At 42.9% G+C, this 18,461-nt stretch carries 17 protein-coding genes; 12 read left to right on the plus strand and 5 right to left on the minus strand.

Annotation, left to right across the window (positions count from 1 at the left end; genetic code table 11):
• The first annotated feature begins 593 nt into the window (after positions 1-593).
• The 5 genes from R7040_RS17280 to R7040_RS17300 all read left to right on the plus strand — a co-directional run bounded on the left by R7040_RS17280 (position 594) and on the right by R7040_RS17300 (position 6,941).
• A complete protein-coding gene (locus tag R7040_RS17280) occupies positions 594-1,448 on the plus strand; it encodes an MIP/aquaporin family protein (RefSeq protein ID WP_005380195.1) in 855 nt (284 codons plus the stop codon).
• Positions 1,449-1,507: 59 nt separating this feature from the next.
• Positions 1,508-3,025 (plus strand): glycerol kinase GlpK, encoded by a 1,518-nt coding sequence (glpK, locus tag R7040_RS17285; protein WP_005380193.1) that lies wholly within the window; start codon positions 1,508-1,510, stop codon positions 3,023-3,025.
• 159 nt (positions 3,026-3,184) lie between these two features.
• Positions 3,185-3,976: a DeoR/GlpR family transcriptional regulator gene (locus R7040_RS17290; RefSeq protein ID WP_005380192.1), complete on the plus strand. Its 792-nt coding sequence runs from the start codon at positions 3,185-3,187 to the stop codon at positions 3,974-3,976.
• 176 nt (positions 3,977-4,152) lie between these two features.
• Positions 4,153-5,712 (plus strand): glycerol-3-phosphate dehydrogenase, encoded by a 1,560-nt coding sequence (glpD, locus tag R7040_RS17295; protein WP_213967757.1) that lies wholly within the window; start codon positions 4,153-4,155, stop codon positions 5,710-5,712.
• Between the two features lie 275 nt (positions 5,713-5,987).
• Complete coding sequence (locus R7040_RS17300) at positions 5,988-6,941, plus strand: CorA family divalent cation transporter (RefSeq protein WP_005380188.1); 954 nt, start codon at positions 5,988-5,990, stop codon at positions 6,939-6,941.
• A gap of 73 nt (positions 6,942-7,014) precedes the next feature.
• On the opposite strand, the gene R7040_RS17305 is transcribed toward R7040_RS17300, so the two are convergent.
• Positions 7,015-8,199, minus strand: coding sequence for an NnrS family protein (locus tag R7040_RS17305; RefSeq protein WP_318081449.1), 1,185 nt, complete (start codon positions 8,197-8,199; stop codon positions 7,015-7,017).
• 184 nt (positions 8,200-8,383) lie between these two features.
• On the opposite strand from R7040_RS17305, the gene R7040_RS17310 reads away from it, so the two are divergent.
• Positions 8,384-8,935 (plus strand): gamma-glutamylcyclotransferase family protein, encoded by a 552-nt coding sequence (locus tag R7040_RS17310; RefSeq protein WP_042521366.1) that lies wholly within the window; start codon positions 8,384-8,386, stop codon positions 8,933-8,935.
• A 38-nt stretch (positions 8,936-8,973) separates the two neighbouring features.
• Here R7040_RS17310 and R7040_RS17315 read toward each other — a convergent pair whose 3' ends face one another.
• A complete protein-coding gene (locus tag R7040_RS17315; RefSeq protein WP_017820436.1) occupies positions 8,974-9,561 on the minus strand; it encodes an outer membrane beta-barrel protein in 588 nt (195 codons plus the stop codon).
• 420 nt (positions 9,562-9,981) lie between these two features.
• On the opposite strand from R7040_RS17315, the gene ebgR reads away from it, so the two are divergent.
• Positions 9,982-10,968, plus strand: a complete 987-nt coding sequence (ebgR, locus tag R7040_RS17320) for a transcriptional regulator EbgR (RefSeq protein WP_025768213.1) — start codon at positions 9,982-9,984, stop codon at positions 10,966-10,968.
• 170 nt (positions 10,969-11,138) lie between these two features.
• Here the strand turns inward: ebgR and R7040_RS17325 are convergent, their stop codons facing one another.
• Complete coding sequence (locus R7040_RS17325; protein ID WP_115386440.1) at positions 11,139-12,056, minus strand: LysR family transcriptional regulator; 918 nt, start codon at positions 12,054-12,056, stop codon at positions 11,139-11,141.
• A 112-nt stretch (positions 12,057-12,168) separates the two neighbouring features.
• On the opposite strand from R7040_RS17325, the gene chrA reads away from it, so the two are divergent.
• Positions 12,169-13,308, plus strand: a complete 1,140-nt coding sequence (chrA, locus tag R7040_RS17330) for a chromate efflux transporter (protein ID WP_171345831.1) — start codon at positions 12,169-12,171, stop codon at positions 13,306-13,308.
• 123 nt (positions 13,309-13,431) lie between these two features.
• Here the strand turns inward: chrA and R7040_RS17335 are convergent, their stop codons facing one another.
• Positions 13,432-14,076: a helix-turn-helix transcriptional regulator gene (locus tag R7040_RS17335; protein WP_005380169.1), complete on the minus strand. Its 645-nt coding sequence runs from the start codon at positions 14,074-14,076 to the stop codon at positions 13,432-13,434.
• 568 nt (positions 14,077-14,644) lie between these two features.
• Here R7040_RS17335 and R7040_RS17340 point away from each other — a divergent pair.
• The 4 genes from R7040_RS17340 to R7040_RS17355 are packed head-to-tail and all read left to right on the plus strand — an operon-like array spanning position 14,645 to position 17,222.
• Positions 14,645-15,574, plus strand: coding sequence for a hypothetical protein (locus R7040_RS17340; RefSeq protein WP_005391691.1), 930 nt, complete (start codon positions 14,645-14,647; stop codon positions 15,572-15,574).
• 20 nt (positions 15,575-15,594) lie between these two features.
• On the plus strand, positions 15,595-15,918 hold the full coding sequence (locus R7040_RS17345; RefSeq protein WP_005380167.1) for a hypothetical protein: 324 nt from the start codon (positions 15,595-15,597) through the stop codon (positions 15,916-15,918).
• A gap of 5 nt (positions 15,919-15,923) precedes the next feature.
• Positions 15,924-16,601 carry a C39 family peptidase gene (locus R7040_RS17350; RefSeq protein WP_005380165.1) on the plus strand — a complete coding sequence of 226 codons (678 nt, stop codon included), beginning with the start codon at positions 15,924-15,926 and terminating at the stop codon, positions 16,599-16,601.
• A 54-nt stretch (positions 16,602-16,655) separates the two neighbouring features.
• A complete protein-coding gene (locus R7040_RS17355; RefSeq protein WP_005391689.1) occupies positions 16,656-17,222 on the plus strand; it encodes a hypothetical protein in 567 nt (188 codons plus the stop codon).
• 224 nt (positions 17,223-17,446) lie between these two features.
• Here the strand turns inward: R7040_RS17355 and R7040_RS17360 are convergent, their stop codons facing one another.
• Positions 17,447-18,442, minus strand: coding sequence for a transporter (locus R7040_RS17360; RefSeq protein ID WP_005380160.1), 996 nt, complete (start codon positions 18,440-18,442; stop codon positions 17,447-17,449).
• Positions 18,443-18,461: the final 19 nt, after the last annotated feature.

Consider the following 18,461-nt stretch of genomic DNA (forward strand, 5'->3'; position numbering starts at 1 on the left):
GATTTACGCCTGCCCTACTCGCTCCGAACCAACTAATAACTAAAAAGCTGAAAAACGATCACGTTTAGCATCAAACGAAATAAAAAAAACAATTTTTATCTGAATACAAGCCGAAGCAATGATTCACAAACACAAGACATTAACAGCGTTTATTCTCTTCTCAACTCATCCTATTGGTATCAATGGGATGACGATTTTTTCTAAAAGTCCAAACATGACAGCGTATTTTTTTATATCACTGCTAGCCCTTGATACATTTGACATTCTCCTACTCCTTTAGGGTTAACTGCTACACAAGTTCTGTGTAATAAATCTCCAAGCACGTAGCAGCTTCACAAAACTCCTCTTACCAGTTGTGCATTCTTTTTCACATCGGTAATTTGAGCGCTCTCAACACTGGCCTCGTGACAAATAAATTATTTTCGTTGTGTTCTTTTCCGGTTAAAAGATGCGCCATTTAACAAAAACGAAGACTTTGATTAACAAATTTATGCTCAAACGCTCATTTTTAACGCTCGTTTGTTTTCGCAAACGTTTATATATGCACAATAGTACCGTGCTAGACAGGCAAAAATGATCAAAGGACTTTTAACATGACAACGAACAAACACCCCTCTCTGCTCGGAGAATGTTTGGCCGAGTTTATCGGTACAGGACTACTTATTTTCTTCGGCGTAGGCTGTGTTGCAGCCTTAGTTCTAACAGGCGCATCATTTGGACAATGGGAAATCAGTATTGTATGGGGCTTCGGTGTCGCCATCGCTATTTACTGTACGGCTGGCGTCTCTGGTGCACACATCAACCCTGCCGTTACCATCGCACTTGCTATGTTCCATGGTTTTGATAAGGCGAAAGTGGTGCCATACATTATCGCTCAAATGCTTGGGGCATTCTGTTCTGCTGCATTGGTATACAGCTTATACAGCAACCTTTTCACCGACTACGAAATCGCTCATAACTTCGTTCGCAGCAGCCAAGATGCACTAGCAACTGCTGGTATCTTCTCAACCTATCCGCATGCCTCCCTCTCTTTCTTTGGTGCTTTTGCTGTGGAATTCGTTATCACTGCTGTGCTGATGTTTGCGATTCTGGCTCTGGGCGATGAAAATAACGGCGCGGCACGTGGCGCAATGAACCCTCTATTGATCGGTATTTTGATTGCCGTCATCGGTGGTTCACTTGGCCCACTAACAGGCTTTGCGATGAACCCTGCTCGTGACTTTGGACCAAAGCTGTTCGCTTACTTCGCTGGTTGGGATTACGCTCTGACAGGTGCTAAAGACATTCCTTACTTTATCGTGCCTTTACTTGCTCCGATTGCAGGTGCGTGTTTTGGTGGTTGGTTGTATCCAAAAGCGATTGCCGCTTACCTTCCACAACAAGGTCACGGTTGCACGATTCCAAACCAATGTGAGACGGAAGAAGAAACAGAAGAAGCTAGAGCTTAAAACTGACGTAACTCGAACATTTACTAAAATATAAATAACGAAACAAAAGGATTCTTACCATGACTGAGCAAAAATACATTGTTGCCCTAGACCAAGGTACAACAAGCTCTCGCGCAGTGATTCTTGATCATGATGCGAACATCGTAAGCGTCGCGCAACGCGAATTTACTCAGATTTATCCAGAAGCTGGTTGGGTTGAACATGATCCAATGGAGATCTGGGCAACACAAAGCTCTACCTTAGTAGAAGCTCTAGCTAAGTCTGGCATCCGTAGCGACCAATTAGCGGCTATCGGTATTACTAACCAGCGTGAAACGACTATCGTCTGGAACAAAGAAACAGGTAAACCCGTTTACAATGCGATTGTATGGCAATGTCGCCGTACTGCTGATATCTGTGAAGATTTAAAAGCACGCGGTCTCGAAAACTATGTACGTGACAACACTGGTTTGGTGCTTGACCCTTACTTCTCCGGTACCAAAGTTAAATGGATTCTGGACAATGTTGAAGGCGCACGAGAAGACGCAGAAGCAGGTAAGCTGTTGTTTGGTACTGTCGATACTTGGTTAGTTTGGAAGATGACTCAAGGTCGCGTTCACGTAACCGACTACACTAACGCATCGCGTACCATGCTGTTTAACATCAACGATCTATGTTGGGATCAAAAAATGTTAGATGAGCTTGGCATCCCAGCATCTATGATGCCAGAAGTGAAGCGCTCATCGGAAATTTACGGTAAAACCAACATCGGTGGTAAAGGCGGTACTCGTATTCCTATTTCTGGAATCGCAGGTGACCAACAAGCGGCGCTTTACGGCCAAATGTGTGTTGAAGCGGGTCAAGCGAAAAACACTTACGGTACGGGTTGTTTCTTGCTAATGAATACTGGCCAAGAAAAAGTCACTTCGACACATGGCCTTCTAACTACTTTGGCTTGTGGTCCTGCAGGCGAACCAGCTTATGCACTTGAAGGTGCCGTATTCATGGGTGGAGCTTCTATCCAATGGCTACGCGATGAATTGAAAATCCTAAACGGTGCAGAAGACTCTGAATACTTCGCGACAAAAGTGGATACATCAAACGGCGTTTATGTCGTGCCTGCATTTACTGGTTTAGGCGCTCCATACTGGGATGCCTACGCACGTGGCACGATTGTCGGCCTTACTCGCGGTGTGAATTCAAACCATATCATCCGTGCAACATTGGAAGGCATCGCTTATCAAACTCGTGACGTACTGGATGCGATGCAAGCTGACTCAGGCATTAAGCTTGCGAACCTTCGCGTCGATGGTGGTGCAGTAGCGAACAACTTCCTAATGCAATTCCAATCCGATGTATTGAACACAGAAGTACACCGCCCTCAAGTAACTGAGGTTACCGCTCTTGGTGCAGCCTACCTTGCCGGCCTTGCAGTTGGTTACTGGGATAGCATTGATGAGTTGCAGAATAAAGCGGTACTTGATCGCACCTTTGAGCCACACGATGATGAAGAAAAACGCAATCGTCGTTACAAGGGCTGGAAACGTGCAGTGAAATGTGCACAAACCTGGTCTGAACTTCACGACGAAGAAGATTAATCTCATCTCCATAAGAAAAGAAGAGCGCCATTTGTGCGCTCTTTTTGCGCTTTATCCCCGATTCCTGAACTCGCTTACTTCTCACAACGAGCAAATTCGAGCACAATAGAGCTTCGAATTTGAAGCATTGGCCGTTACCAATGCACAAGGGAGTGGTAAGTGAAGCAAATACCTCGACACCAGCAGATTGTTGAGCTGGTGAAAAAACAAGGCTATGTCAGCACGGATGAGTTGGTAGAAAGATTCAATGTCAGCCCACAAACCATCCGACGCGATCTCAATGAACTCGCCGATGACAACAAAATTCGTCGTTATCACGGTGGAGCCACTATTCCTCTCAGTTCTGAAAACACATCTTACAACACGCGTAAAGCGCTCAACTTCAATGAAAAAGATGTCATTGCAGACGAGGTAGTCAAACACATTCCAGATGGTGCCACACTATTCATCGATATTGGCACTACACCAGAAGCAGTTGCGCGAGCGCTCAATAAAAACCATAAACAGTTGCGTGTTGTCACCAACAACATCAATGTTGCGACCATTCTTTTCCCTAACCCTGAAATCAAAGTCATCTTAGCGGGTGGAGAAGTCCGCAGCAGAGACGGCGGTATTGTTGGCGAGGCTACCCTCGATTTCGTTAAACAGTTCCGTCTCGACTTTGGTATTCTCGGCATTAGCGGTATCGACTTCGATGGCTCGCTATTAGACTTTGATTACCACGAAGTCCGGGTAAAACAAGCGATCATTGACAATAGCCGTAGTGTATTTCTGGCCGTAGACCACACCAAGTTCGGGCGCAATGCTATGGTGAAACTAGGCAATATTGCACAGCTCAACATGATCTTTACCAATAAGCAGCCACCAGAAGAAATCTTGTCAATTTTGAAGGAAGCTTCTATCCCACTTGAAGTGGTTGAAGCTAACGAATCAAACTCCGAAAACGAGTAACGTCAATCGTATAATTCCCCCTCAAATGACCTCTGTCTTAATTAGACAGAGGTTTTTTTGTGTCTAAATCACACAAAACGCTCACAAACGAAAATAATAGATGATCACAAACGAAACCTGAGCTAGGATTACATTATGTTCTAAAATGCTCGTTCGCTCACCAAGAGGTCAAATTTATGAGTATACAAAATAATGCTTCCACTACTAGCTCATCCACTACCTTAGACTTGATCGTAATCGGTGGCGGCATTAACGGAGCTGGTATTGCGGCAGACGCAGCAGGCCGAGGTTTGAGTGTTGGCTTATATGAAGCAAATGACTTCGCATCTGCGACTTCTTCAGCAAGTTCTAAACTGATACACGGCGGTTTACGCTACCTTGAACACTACGAGTTTCGTTTAGTTTCGGAAGCGCTCGCAGAGCGTGAGGTTATTCTTCGTAAAGCACCACACGTCGCACTACCAATGCGTTTCCGTTTACCGCATCGCCCATTCCTACGCCCAGCTTGGATGATTCGTTGTGGCCTTTTCCTTTACGATAACTTGGGTAAACGTACGACGCTGCAAGGCAGTAAAACCGTCAACCTTGCGAAATCTGGCTTGCTAAAACCAGAAATGAAAACGGGTTTCGAATACTCTGACTGTTGGGTTGATGATGCACGTTTAGTATTACTGAACGTTCTTGCGGCTCGCGAAAACCATGCTGAAGTGCGTAACTACTGCCGCGTGGAAAAAGCACACCGTGAAGGTGGTATCTGGCATGTTACTATTCACGATGTGATGACAGACCAACGTTTCGAACGTCAAGCGAAAGCGTTAGTCAATGCTGCGGGGCCTTGGGTAAAACAGTTCTTTGATGATGGATTAGAGCAAGCCTCTCCTCGTAACATTCGCTTAATCAAAGGCTCGCACATCGTTGTTCCTCGTATCCACAACGAACCGCAAGCCTACATTCTTCAAAACAAAGACAATCGCATCGTATTTATGATTCCTTACTTAGATAAGTTCTCAATCATTGGTACAACAGATGTGGAATACAAAGGTGACCCACGTGAAGTGTCGATCTCAGATGACGAAGTCGATTACCTCATTGATATCGTAAACCAACACTTTGTCCACCAGTTGACTCGCGAAGATGTAGTTTGGACATACAGCGGTGTTCGTCCTTTATGTGACGATGAATCTGACTCTCCGCAAGCAATCACACGAGACTACACGCTAGAGCTCGATGCGGAATACGACCATGCACCTCTGCTTTCTGTTTTTGGTGGTAAGTTAACGACCTACCGTAAGTTAGGTGAAGCAGCAATGAAGAAACTTGCTCCGTTCCTACCTGAAATGGGTAAAGACTGGACGGCCAACCAAACCCTTCCTGGTGGTAACTTCAGCTGTAGTCGTGAACAATTAGCTAAACAAATTCACGCTAAATACACTTGGGCGCCAGAAGCATTGATTCTTCGTTATGTCACACAGTTTGGTACCCAAACCTGGAACTTAATGGAAGGCACAACAAGTGAAGCTGACTTAGGACAAACGTTCTCGGCACAAGCAGGTGGTGTTTACCAACGTGAGATCGATTACTTAATGAACCATGAAATGGCAATGACCGATGAAGACATTTTATGGCGCCGTACTAAGCTTGGTCTTTACATGAACGAGGAAGAAAAACAGGCCTTAACGGACTATTTAAAGAAAAAGCTACAACAGAAAGTGGTTAATCTTTCTCAAGTTGGCTAACAGCTCCCCTCCCTCCCCCACAATAAAGCCTGCTTAGTTGCAGGCTTTTTGTTTTGTTGTTTAAGCACAACACCTTGGTGCGCTCCACTCGATTGCAAATAAGAACAACTATTCATAGACATTTGGCGTTAAATACAATCATACTCATTTGAAAAATAATGCATCAATGACTTCAGAGTACCGTACTCAGAGTATTGCCTCTGTATGGCAATGCAATTCTCGCGAAAGAAGTATCTTGAGGTTATTTTGGTATCGGCTCAAACAAGGAAAAGAAAATGGGTTTTATGATTGAACATTGGGACTTCTCAACCCCAGAAGCAACTCAACAATCCACCACGGCAGAGCAAATTCAAGCTAAGCATTGGTACCATTGCGAACGGCTGCATCCTGATATTCGTGGTTGGCTGGAGCAGAACCAAGTACCTCGAGCTACGGTTGATCATCTATTAGCCGACGAAAGCCGACCATCTTTCCATCCTTTGGATGACGAGAACTTCATGTTGATTTTACGAGGCGTCAATATGAACGGCAATGCATCACCAGAAGATATGCTTAGTATTCGAATTCTCTACTTTCAAGGCGCACTCATTTCAACTCGTAAAATTCCATCACGCGCGATCATGGAGATTCGCCAAGCATTAGCGGAACACAAAGGCCCAAAAAGTCTTGCCAGTTTACTTCATCAGATCATTGAAGGATTAAACAGTAAAATAGACATTTACCTTGATACGATTGAAGAAACACTAAACCAGTTCGACGTGAATGATGAGTCGACGTACAAACATATGGCGACTCAAAAAGCACTGATTTCTATCAAGCGTTTTATTCGCCCTCAGCAGTACGCTATCCGTGATCTTGTGGAGTCAGAATCAGAATTGATTGCTTTGAGACCTCATCAATATCGCTTCGCACACAATAATATTACGCGCATAAATGAAACACTTGAGTTTTATCTTGGAGAAGTGGCGCTTTTCCAAGAAGAGATCAAACATCATCGTGATGAGAAAACCAATAAAAACAGTTACCTGTTTACTTTGGTAGCAACGATTTTTCTACCAACCAGCTTCTTAACAGGTTTACTCGGTATCAATGTTGGTGGAATGCCAGGCGTGGATTCCACCATGGCATTCACCTGGTTCTGCATCGCCTTAATTGTCATTTTTGGTCTAGAGTGGTGGCTATTTAAACGCTTGGGGCTCACGAATAAAGCGGACGACGAAGACGAATAAACACTAAACCTATAAAGAACAAAAACCAAAAGAGGAGCACGCGGCTCCTCTTTTCTCTACTCACATTAGAATCTTATCCGGGGTGACCATCCACACGAGGGGTCACAAGCATCACACCAAAGCGCCACACAAATAGCCCAAACGCAACAATCCATAATCCACCGCTGATATCAATCCACAGTATCATGTTCGCTGGATCAAAGATCACGGCGAAACTGCGAACCAAAGCTGCCGCGGTAATCGCTGCAAACGCAAGGCTCATGTTTGGCCCTTTGTAGATCATGCGACCAGTATGTCCCATCGTCACCCGTGTAATCATCGCTAAAATCAAACCGCCTAACGCACCTATCGCAAACAGGTGAATGAGGTTATGGCTGGCAAATGCATCTCCCCAGACGCCTCGCAAAATTAAGCTTAGTGGTAAACACAAATACGCAGCATGCAGCGACCATACTAAAGGCTCGTTCAGGGTTAACCAAGGTTTCCAGCGAACAAAACGCACCAACTGAGCAACACCTGCAAATAGCATCAAAGGACTACCTAGTTCTGCAAACGTCACAGGGAAAAAGCTCAGCACAAATAGCATTACCAATGGCAAGTTCGCGAACCACTCTAACCAAGCCAATGGTTGCGCTTTTTCGAAATTAAATCGACGCGCAGTAAAAAATGGAATTACACGTCCGCCCATCACTGACAACAGCAAGGTAAACCACCACAGCATTGCTTGCCACACCGCTGAAGAGCTAAAGGGCGGCATACCTTTTATCGTTGCGTAGCTTGCAAAGTTCGCAAAGATGGCTAAAAGAAACAGTGGAACGAAAAACAAATTACGCCAACCTTTGGCTCGATACACACGAATGCCCACCTCATAGGCGACAAACAGTAAAAATACCGCTTCGATACTGCTGGTTAACCATAACGGTGCTTGTGTCCAAAGCAATATGCGGGGCACTAACCACAAGCCAAATAAAGCCAGAAGCATGTAATGCTTGGTACCATTAATGCCAGTCCAGTTTTGTACCGCGGTCAGTACAAAGCCAACTACAATGGCCATCGAAAAACCGAACAACATTTCATGTACGTGCCACCATAATGCAGGCACGGCTAATGCGTTTGGCTGTCCGCCTTGGAACATCCGCACCCACAACGCGATCGCAACAATGGCGTAAATCGACCCAAACAGAAAAAACGGCCGAAAGCCTAATCGCAGCCATGCGGGGATTTTTTCTTCCACTTTTTTATCGGTGATATTCAGCATTATCTTGCCCTCAAGCGTCTCTTGATGCTGGTTGACTCAACTACAATATTGATGCTACCACAAACATGCATAAAAAATACATGTTTATAATTAAGATTATACTTAAGAGGTAAAGTTGTGCTTCAGAGGCGGGTTAGGTATAAACGGTGAGAGACACAACCATCAGTTAAGGGATGCAACGAAGATGTACATATTTGGCTATGGCAGTTTGATTAATTCTGCGTCACGTAAGTTAACCGGACAAACGGGAGAAGCCATTCCCGTCATTGCTCATGGACTGGTGCGCTACTGGGGGAAGATTGACGACAGCTACAGCCTCTCTCCATTAGTGGTGAACCAAGGCGATGGACAGGTTAATGGCGTTTTACTCGAAGTGAATAAAGAAGCGCTCGCAGAATTCGATCGCCGTGAGCGAGGTTATCATCGTATTCAACTGCAGCCAGATCAAATCGAAACAGATGCGAGTTTTAACCAAGAACACGACATTTGGGTTTACGTAAAAGACGAGCCACTACCACCATGCGCAAAGAGCCCAATCATGCAAAGTTATGTTGATACCGTACTGGCAGGTTGCTTGGAAGTTTCCCACGCGTTTGCAGAGCATTTTGTGCGTCACACCATTGGCTGGCAACACGCGAAAGAAAATGACCGCCACCAACCCAAATATGGCAACCTTGCAGGCGTACAAGATCACCATTATGAGTTGATTGATAATCTGATCAAAAAAGGAGCCTAACGGCTCCTCTTTAGTATCTATGTTTTGCTTACGCAAGCTTAAAACTTGTAATCAACACCAACGTACAGGCTGTCAAAATCAAAATCTTCGCTGCCACCGTTTTCGGCATCAATACTTACCGAAGAAGCACGGTAGCCACCAGATACAACCAAACCTGAAGCGAACTCATAACCAGCCTCAACACCGTAGTTAAAGCCTACATCACGACCATCATCGGTAACAGTGCTAGATGATTTCACTTCATAAGAAACACTCATTACACCAAGGCCAGCAATCGCACCAACATAGAAGCCTGTACCTGCAAATTGGTATTTAGGCTTCGCATTGAAATTGAACGCAGAAGCATCAACACTAAATTTAACCGGCCACCCCATGTAAGAAAATGTTTCTTCAAAGTCGCCAAAGTATATGTACTCACCTTCAAAAGCTAGTTTGAAGTTTTCTGAATATTGAAGCTCTTTACCTACAGCAAGGCTAAGACCTGTCGCAGAAAGATCTTTTGACAAGCTTTTAACTTTAAGATCTGAATTTACCAAATCAGCACCAACATACCAGTTACCTTTTGCTTGAACTGATGCTGAAGCAACCACTGCACCTAAAGCCAATAATGGCAATACTTTTTTCATTATAATTTCCTAATTTTTCATACTGTTAGACAGCTTTTAAAAGCGCGGAGATTATAAATAGAGTTGAATACTTTCCTATTGATTTGTTTATAAAAGGAGACACAAAACATAAACATGAACAATAAAACGTTTGCTTGATTAAACTCTAAACAGCTCGAGTCCTATTAAGTACTAGAGTTACCACAAGTAGCAAGTTTCCAAACCAGTCGCGTTTTTCAGTATTTTTACAGCAATATAATCCTTACGTTTACGGCTTTATTTATTACTCAATAGAGTCTATTTCATGAAAACAATTTGGCTTGATATGATGATTTAAAGTGTTTAGGACTGTCTTACTAAAGGTTTGTGCATATCTAAGTAGCTGTTTAAAATAGTCAGATTATTGAGCTCACACTTGGGCAGTGCCAACGGGAAATTTACATGGCAAAGCTAAAAGATATCGCCATTGAAGCAGGCGTCTCACTTGCAACCGTATCGCGGGTTTTGAACAACGACCCAACGTTGAGCGTTAAAGAAGAAACCAAATACCGCATTTTGGAAATTGCAGAAAAACTGGAGTACCGCACCAGTAGCTCGAAGAAAGGCATCAAAGAAGCTAAGCAAAAACATCACTTTTTAGCCTTATATAACTACAAACAAGAAACAGAGGTGAATGACCCTTACTACTTATCAATTCGTCATGGGATTGAAACGCAATGCGACAAATTAGGTATTACGCTAACCAATTGCTATAACAGTGAAATTGATGTTGAAACGAAAAAGATAACAGGTGTCCTTTTAGTCGGAAATGTCGACCAAAAGGTAGTAGATAAATTACCTAAACGTCTAGCCGATAGCATTTGCTACATAAACTTTTCAGATCCAACCTGCCCTTATGATTGCGTTGATGTCGACCTTATTCGAATCAGTAGGCAAGTAGTTGATTTCTTTGTACAACGAGGCCACCGCCGCATCGGTTATATTGGCGGTCAAGACAAGCACGACGCAGCTGACACTCGTGAAAATGTGTTTTTGGACTATGGCTATCTAAAAGGCGTGGTCGCAGAACATGATATACACTATTGTGCCTGCTCTAGTTTGTCCGGTTATAACTTAGCGAAAGAGATGCTAGCCAAAGGTGACTTCCCGAAAGCAGTATTCATTGATTCAGACTCCATCGCGATTGGCATAGTACGTGCAATCCATGAATTTGGCTTAAAGATACCAGAGGATATTACGCTGATTAGTATGAATGATATTCCTACTGCTCGCTTTACCTTTCCGCCGTTGTCTACAATTCGTATTCACTCTGAGTTGATGGGAACTCAGGGAGTGAACTTACTAGTGGAAAAATACCGAGATGGACGCTTACTCCCTCTTCATGTATACGTTCAAACAGAGCTTAAACTACGTGGTACAACTCAATGATACCTTTTCCATTAATCTCTTTTATGAATTAAATCTGGAACATCCCCCCCTAACCCAAGATATTCATTTTGCACAATCAGTGCTGTTTCGGCGTAACGCCGATAACTCAGCGGGTAGTAAGAAGTTCAACAACAAATCACTCTAAGCACCATGAGTGCCCCAAATGTTTATCATTTAGAGGTGATGGTCGAAGAAACCAACTCGCGTAGCCAAATGCCTTTGTCTTCATTGTTTCGGCTGGAATGCCACAGCATGGCAATATCAAAATCCGCAACGGCGATCGGCGGCTTAACAGTAATGAGATCGTCCGAAAAGCCCTCCGCCAACGCCATTTTTTCTGGCACGATGGCAATGAGATCGCGCTTTTTCAATAGATGCCGAATAGTGAGAAAGTTGCGCGACGCCACGGTGACTTTGCGGCTCAAGCCATGTTCTGCGAGCTTTTGGTCTACTTGTGTCTTTAAGCTCCCATCGGGACTTACCAGAGCTTGCTCTATGTTCGCGAACGCTTCCAGAGACAGCTGTGTTTCCCCTTTCAACACCTGTTTATCACACATGCACACGTGTTTTTCGGTGTACAAGTACAAGCTCTCAAAGTTGTCATCCAACACCGGCATGCTGCCAATAATGACATCGAGCTTTTCGTGCTCAGTTAATGCCACGTAGTTGCTACGATTGACGTTAATAAAACTGATCTGCGCCTCTGGGGCGCGCTGGCGTATTTCGTCATAAAGCCGAGGAGCAAAGATAAACTCGGCATAATCCGTTAACCCGATGCGACATACACCCGCGTAATTTTCAGGTTGGAAGGCAGACTTAGTGAGCAAGTCTTTGGCGATAGAATCCAACAAGTGATGCACAGTTGGCGCGATGTGGTGAGCGTGCTCGGTGGGCTCCATCTTGTGCCCTTTTCGCTCAAAAAGCGGGTCGTCAAACAACAACCTTAAACGAGACAAACTATGACTCATCGCCGACTGGCTAACGTAACTTTTCTCTGCCGCGACGCTAACGCTTCGATAGCGATACAAGTAGGAAAACGTCACCAATAAGTTCAAGTCAATGTTGCGCCACTGAATGTCCTCTTTCACTCCAACATCCTCATCCCATTTCATTCATAGATGAAATTAAAATCATCAATTTGAGTCATTTTAGAGCATTCGATAAATTAGCAACAATGCTTTTTAGATAAACAGGCTCGACATGTTCACCATATTCAAAACTTTTTTCTGGCTGGGTTGGTTCAGCTTCGGCGGCCCTGCGGCTCATATTGGTTATTTTCGCCAAACCTTCGTTGAGAAACTGAAATGGCTTGATGACAGCGAGTACGCGCAAATTGTCACGCTCAGTCAGTTTTTGCCGGGACCGGGCTCAAGCCAAGTTGGCTTTGCTTTAGGCTATAAACGTGGCGGTTTAGGTGGCGCATGCGCAGCATTTGTCGGATTCACGCTTCCTTCAGTGGTCATCATGTTGGCGCTGGCGATGGTGAGCAGCCAAATCACCGACACCGCAGTGTTCCAAAACATCGTTCACGGCCTAAAACTGCTCGCAGTCGTCGTCGTGACGGATGCGACTTGGGGCATGTACAAAAACTTCTGCCAAAGTAAACTGACCGCGGGTTTGTGCGTCGCGACTGCGATTGCGTTGCTGGTGGCACCAAGCATCATGACGCAAATGTTCGTGTTGATCGCAGCAGGTTTTGTCGGAATGCGATATCTGAAGAAAGACTCCGCGCCATCAGCCGAGTCGTTTAAACCGTCTATCGCGCCATTGGCTCTATTTGCGGTGCTTTTACTCGGCTTACCGTTAGTGGCTCATACGTTACCTTTGCTTGGGCTGTTTAGTGATTTTTTCCAAGCTGGTAGCTTAGTGTTTGGTGGCGGTCATGTGGTTCTGCCGCTTCTGCAAAACATTGTTGGCGACCAGCTCAGCCAAGATGCATTTTTAACAGGCTACGCCGCTGCACAAGCTGTACCAGGGCCAATGTTCACCTTTGCGACTTTTATCGGTTACGAGCTTTCGGATACGCCAATTTTAGGCGCTCTGATCGCAACGCTTGGCGTATTCCTCCCAGGGTTTCTTTTACTGCTTGGCGTTCTTAAAAACTGGCAAGCACTGGCAGGCAAACCGCTGGTCTCCGGCGCCATCAACGGTGTCAATGCCTCGGTAGTAGGGTTGCTACTCGCGGCACTTTACCAGCCAGTATTTAGCAGCGCAGTTGTTGCTCCCATCGACATGGCGTTAGTGGTTGCAGGTTTTTATCTACACAAAAAGATCAACCTATCGGTGCTATGGATGATCGTGTTTTTTGTGGCAGCAGGCCTTGTCACGGGCATGATTTAGCCTGCTGATACACCAACTATTGAATCCAGATAAACCACGGGCACTCAAATACGAGTGCCCTTGCTTAGATTAGATAGCGAAAACGGAACAGACCCCGATAAAAAGAGCATCCAAAATTATGACTTAACTTCTCTCGGTTAAGCCATTGTTCATTCTTACCAACTTAACCGCATCATGACGAGAATGGACATCGAGTTTTTTGTACAACTTGTATATATGGCTTTTCACTGTACTTTCAGATAAAAAAAGTCTTGAAGCAATTTGTTGATTTGAAATGCCGTACACAAGTAGCTCTAGAATCTGTTTTTCTCTGCATGTTAACTCATCATGCTGCTGTTCTTCGGACAAATTTGCATGCCGATAATTGAGGACTAACTTCTCTAGGTACATTCTTGGTAGCCACAACCCTCCTTTCAGTACGTATTCCGCGCCATCACATATATGTGTCACTGATGCACTTCGGAGCAAAATTCCTTTTAACAACTTCCAATGCAGTAAGTCCGTTTGTACTTTTTCACAAGGGACGTTGTGAAGCATAAAGGACCACCCAAATAGATCAAAATCTGGTAACTTTCCTTGAACTTCAAGCTGACGCATAAAATCGTAATCAATAAACATCAAATCGATACTGAGTGAGTGACTTCTGAACACCACTTCATCTGGTTGCATTATCTTTACATCGACATCATGAATGGAAGATAGTTGTTTTTTTATTAAGTTACTTTGTAAATTACTCTCAGCTAGCAGTATCAAGTGCTTCTTTTCCATAGTCCCACCACATTAACTTACCTGTTTCACCAACCCCCGTTAGAAAATTAATTGGGGATAGCAAAGAGAATTTATCTTCATTTTAAGTAGAAAATATAGCACTTCAGAATGATATCGCATTGCTTTTCAGCACCGAAAAAGACTTAAAAAGTATGAACCTGTTGTGTTTTTATCCATACTTTTCAACCTGTGTTAGCATAAGGATATGATTTATAATATTAAATAATAAAGATAATAATTGGATAAAATACCATTTATAAAAAATGGATGACTGCTCCGCTCAGTGCAATAGAACGAATTACTTCTTTATATTGGCTTCATTTCATACTTGATGAGTACTTAAAGTAAATACAAAAAATAACATTATGATTATGTTATTTTTTTCTTTAACACCTTAAAGAGACGCACCTAAATACTCCCTTCCAGCCTGAATCATTCTCAATAATGAGAACAGCTTTCACTGATCCTTTCTTATAATTTCATCGCTTCCCACAACATTTGAAGGAAGCAGCAAGAAGTTAAGTGCAGTCATTTTTAATCAGGAATAACAGGAAATGGAGTAATCGTTATGACTCTAAACAAAACAGGGCTTGCTTTAGCAATGTCAGCAATTTTATTTAGTGGCTCTCTAATCGCGAATGAGATCGATGATGGAGACGACAACATGCAATGGACTGACAGCGCTAATACCGATATCGGTTTATCTGGCAGCTTCAATGATAACAGTGACAATAGCGCATCTCTCGGTGTTGGTGATAGCTTCAACGACAACAGCGATAATAGTGCGTCACTAGGTATTGGTCATAGCTTCAACGACAACAGCGACACTGACAACAGTGCAACTCTTGGTGTTGATGACAGCTTTAATAACAACAGCGACAACTCAAACTCGAGCACTAACACAGCTCAAAGCCACAACGACAATAGTACGTCTAACGCTAACGACAACAGTACCAGTGCTGATCTTGATGTGAGCCTAAATAGTGATAGTAGTGATTCAAGTACTAACACAAATAGAAGCCACAACGACAACAGCGACTCTAGTACTACTGTAAGACGTAGCAACAACGACAACAGTGACTCTAGTATCAACAGTAGCTTTAACGATAACAGCGATAATCGTAATCAAAGCGACAACCGTAACCAGAGTGATAACCGTAGCTACGCTGATTCAAGCACAACAAACTCGAACAGCTTTAACGACAATAGTAACTATCAAAGTGACTCGAGCTCAACAAATGTTGATAGCTTCAATCAAGTCCATATGGATACAGATATGGTTGTTGCGAGCTCAAGCCTAATGGGTGGTGTTACAGGTGCATCAGTTATTTATGCAACTAACGCGGATGATACTCGAGTTCGAGTTGAAAACATGAACACCCTTGGTGGTCTTGGTGGTGCAGCTGGTATTACTACCGTTGGTCAGAATGCTGGTTCAAATTCACTTGTACAACAATCTGTTACAACTAATGCAAGTGTGTTTACTGGGGGTGAGTAACCGACTAGTAGGAGAAAGCGATGCGTTTGGCAATCTGTACTTTGAGTATGATAGTTGCCTGCACTGCACTCGCTGATGACATTGCATTATCTGGCGGAGAAGTTAGCTTGGATATCATGAATGAATCAAGAGGTGGACAAAATGTTGAACTCGACTTGGTTTATGCAGAATCAGATATCAATGGTATTTCGTCAGATAATGTCGCGTCAAACACCGTGAGTGGTAACAATATACTATCAAGTGGAGCGTTCGCAGACAGTTCGGGTATATCCAACGTAATTCAGAACAGCGGAAACAACGTTTTAATCCAGAACTCTACCGTCGTTAACCTGACACTCAAGTAAACAATATGAAAGTATTAAATAACTTAATTTGGCTGATGCTCGTTTATTCAGCATCAGCCATTTCACTAGAACTGCTACCTTACCGAGCACATTACTCTGTTCCTGTTAAAAGCTACAAAGAAATAGTGTTCGGTGATGTTTTTCGCCAACAGTATGACTTCAGCTGTGGCTCTGCCGCCCTGGCTTCTCTTCTCACTTTTCATTATGCAACAGAGTCATCTGAACAAGATATCTTCAAAAGCATGTTTGAAAAAGGTGATAAAGAAAAAATCAAAGAGAAAGGTTTTTCTTTGTTGGATATGAAGTTTTACTTGGATTCCATAGGGTTACGTTCTGACGGCTTTCAAGTAGGACTGGAGAAAATTAAAGAAGTCGGCGTCCCTGGGATTACTCTCGTTAATTTCGACGGGTATATGCATTTTGTTGTCATCAGAGGTATAAACAATCACTCAGTTATTCTAGGAGACCCTTCTAGAGGAACCATGATAATGAAACTGGATGAGTTTGAAAAATATTACCAAGGAATTGTGTTACTGGTCCGTAACGAAGCGGAAATGGGACGGTCTAGCTTTATAACCAATGATAATTTCACCGTATATCAAAGATCACCATTAAAAACAGGAGTGTCTAGAGATTCCTTAGGGGTATTTAGCATTACTCTCCCAGTTTCCGGTGAAAATTAATATAACATTGTTTTAAATAACTTTAAGAACTTAACAACCTGAAAGGCCTACATTATGAACTACAATAAATTTTTGTTAGTGCTTTGTATGCTAATACCTCATTTTAATGTGAATGCTAAAGATGTTGGCCTGAAAGAACTTACTCCTCTTTCAAATTTATCTTTAGAAGAATATCGAGGTGGTTTCCAAATTACGGACGAGTATATTATTAATATTGGATTAAGCATTACTACGACTATAAATGGCGATGATATTTTGAACACAAATATTGCCAACTTAGTAATTGAAAATGGTAATTTAAAAAACATTAGCGCAAATAGTGAAAATCAAAGTGGAGATGTTTTCAACCAGGGTATTGTTAACATCATACAATTTGGTGAAGGCAATATTATTGGAGATGATTCTATAGATTCACCCAAAATGCCTTCGTCTCAAAATCCTAATATAATAAGTTCAGACTTTATAAATTCAAGTATTATCAATATTATTCAAAACACGAAAGATAACAGTATTATTGGACTTAGCACGCTCGTAGACATTGATGCTCAAGTAAATGGGGTAATACGGGAAATCAAAGCAAACCAACAATTAGAAGACGCCTTATTGAACCACCTTCAATGAGCATTTCCATTTTTATCTGAAAAATTGTCACGTTAAGCTTCTTTGATATTAGAAACGACTGATATCTATGATTACATACCAAAAGAAAGTTCGATATATCAATCGGCCACCATCATTTTAAGAATATATACCTACTTTATCCAATATAATCCAATCAATTTATAATGCGAACACTAGGCGCTAACGATAAATTAGGCCCAAGACTCAAGGGCCTAATATCCATTTTACAAATTAAAAGGTACTCGTACTGTTAATTGAAAGTCGGGAGTATCTTCTGTAAGACCAGCTTGAGCACTAACATTGATAGATGAGCGTTCACTAAAGGCATAGTTTATACCAAAAGTTAATGCATCTAATTGAAGCAACTTAGCATCATCTGCCGATCTGCCATTTACTTTGCTTTTTAAAATAGTTTTATGGCTAAGTCCTAAAGAGAATGAAAGATCAGGATTCACCGCAAACCCCATTCCCCCTGAAAGAGAAATAGTGTCTCCAAGTTCAACATCAGCTTTTGTGTCGCCAACTGTAACAGTATCCTCTAAGTTATAAATATAACTTAGACTAGCGAACAAGACCGCAGGATCAACAGGGTGAATAAGAGATAAATTAGGCTCAAAACTCCAAAAACCCGAACCTGTAGGGACATCACTAAATGAGTTGCTTCCATCTTCAATAGAAACATCATAAGGCGATCGTCCTGTATCCGACTTTACTCTAAGGCCACCTACCCAGTATGGCGCAGACTCAAAGTTAAACTGGTGCCTCAATGCGAACTCTACATCACCAAGCCCTCCGCCATCCACCGTTGTGTTTACTACTTCACTGTTTGAACCATCTTGAATGGGGCGCGTAGAAACTTGGTCATTACGATACACATACGGCACTCTAACTTCTAACTCTGTGGCGTTTGTTAAACCGTACCGAGCAGTTAATCCAACGGTTACTGTAGTCCTATCCGAATCACTCACTTCAATTCGCCCAACAATCAGAGTTGGTAAGACTGTATACCCAACAACAGATACTTTGTTTGAAGAGTTTTGTGTATAGCTTAAAGACGAATCAAATGACCATTTACCTTTAGGTGTGAGAACGCCTGGGCGCTCAATAACATCACCAACCGTTTGGGCACGCTGAGGAATATCATCTCCTTCAGCACCATATGCATTCCCCGCAATGAATAAACTACAAAGATAGGTACCCAGTAAAGTCTTCCGTAACATCACATCTTTCCTTTTGCTG

The organism is Vibrio sp. 1069, assembly GCF_033340555.1.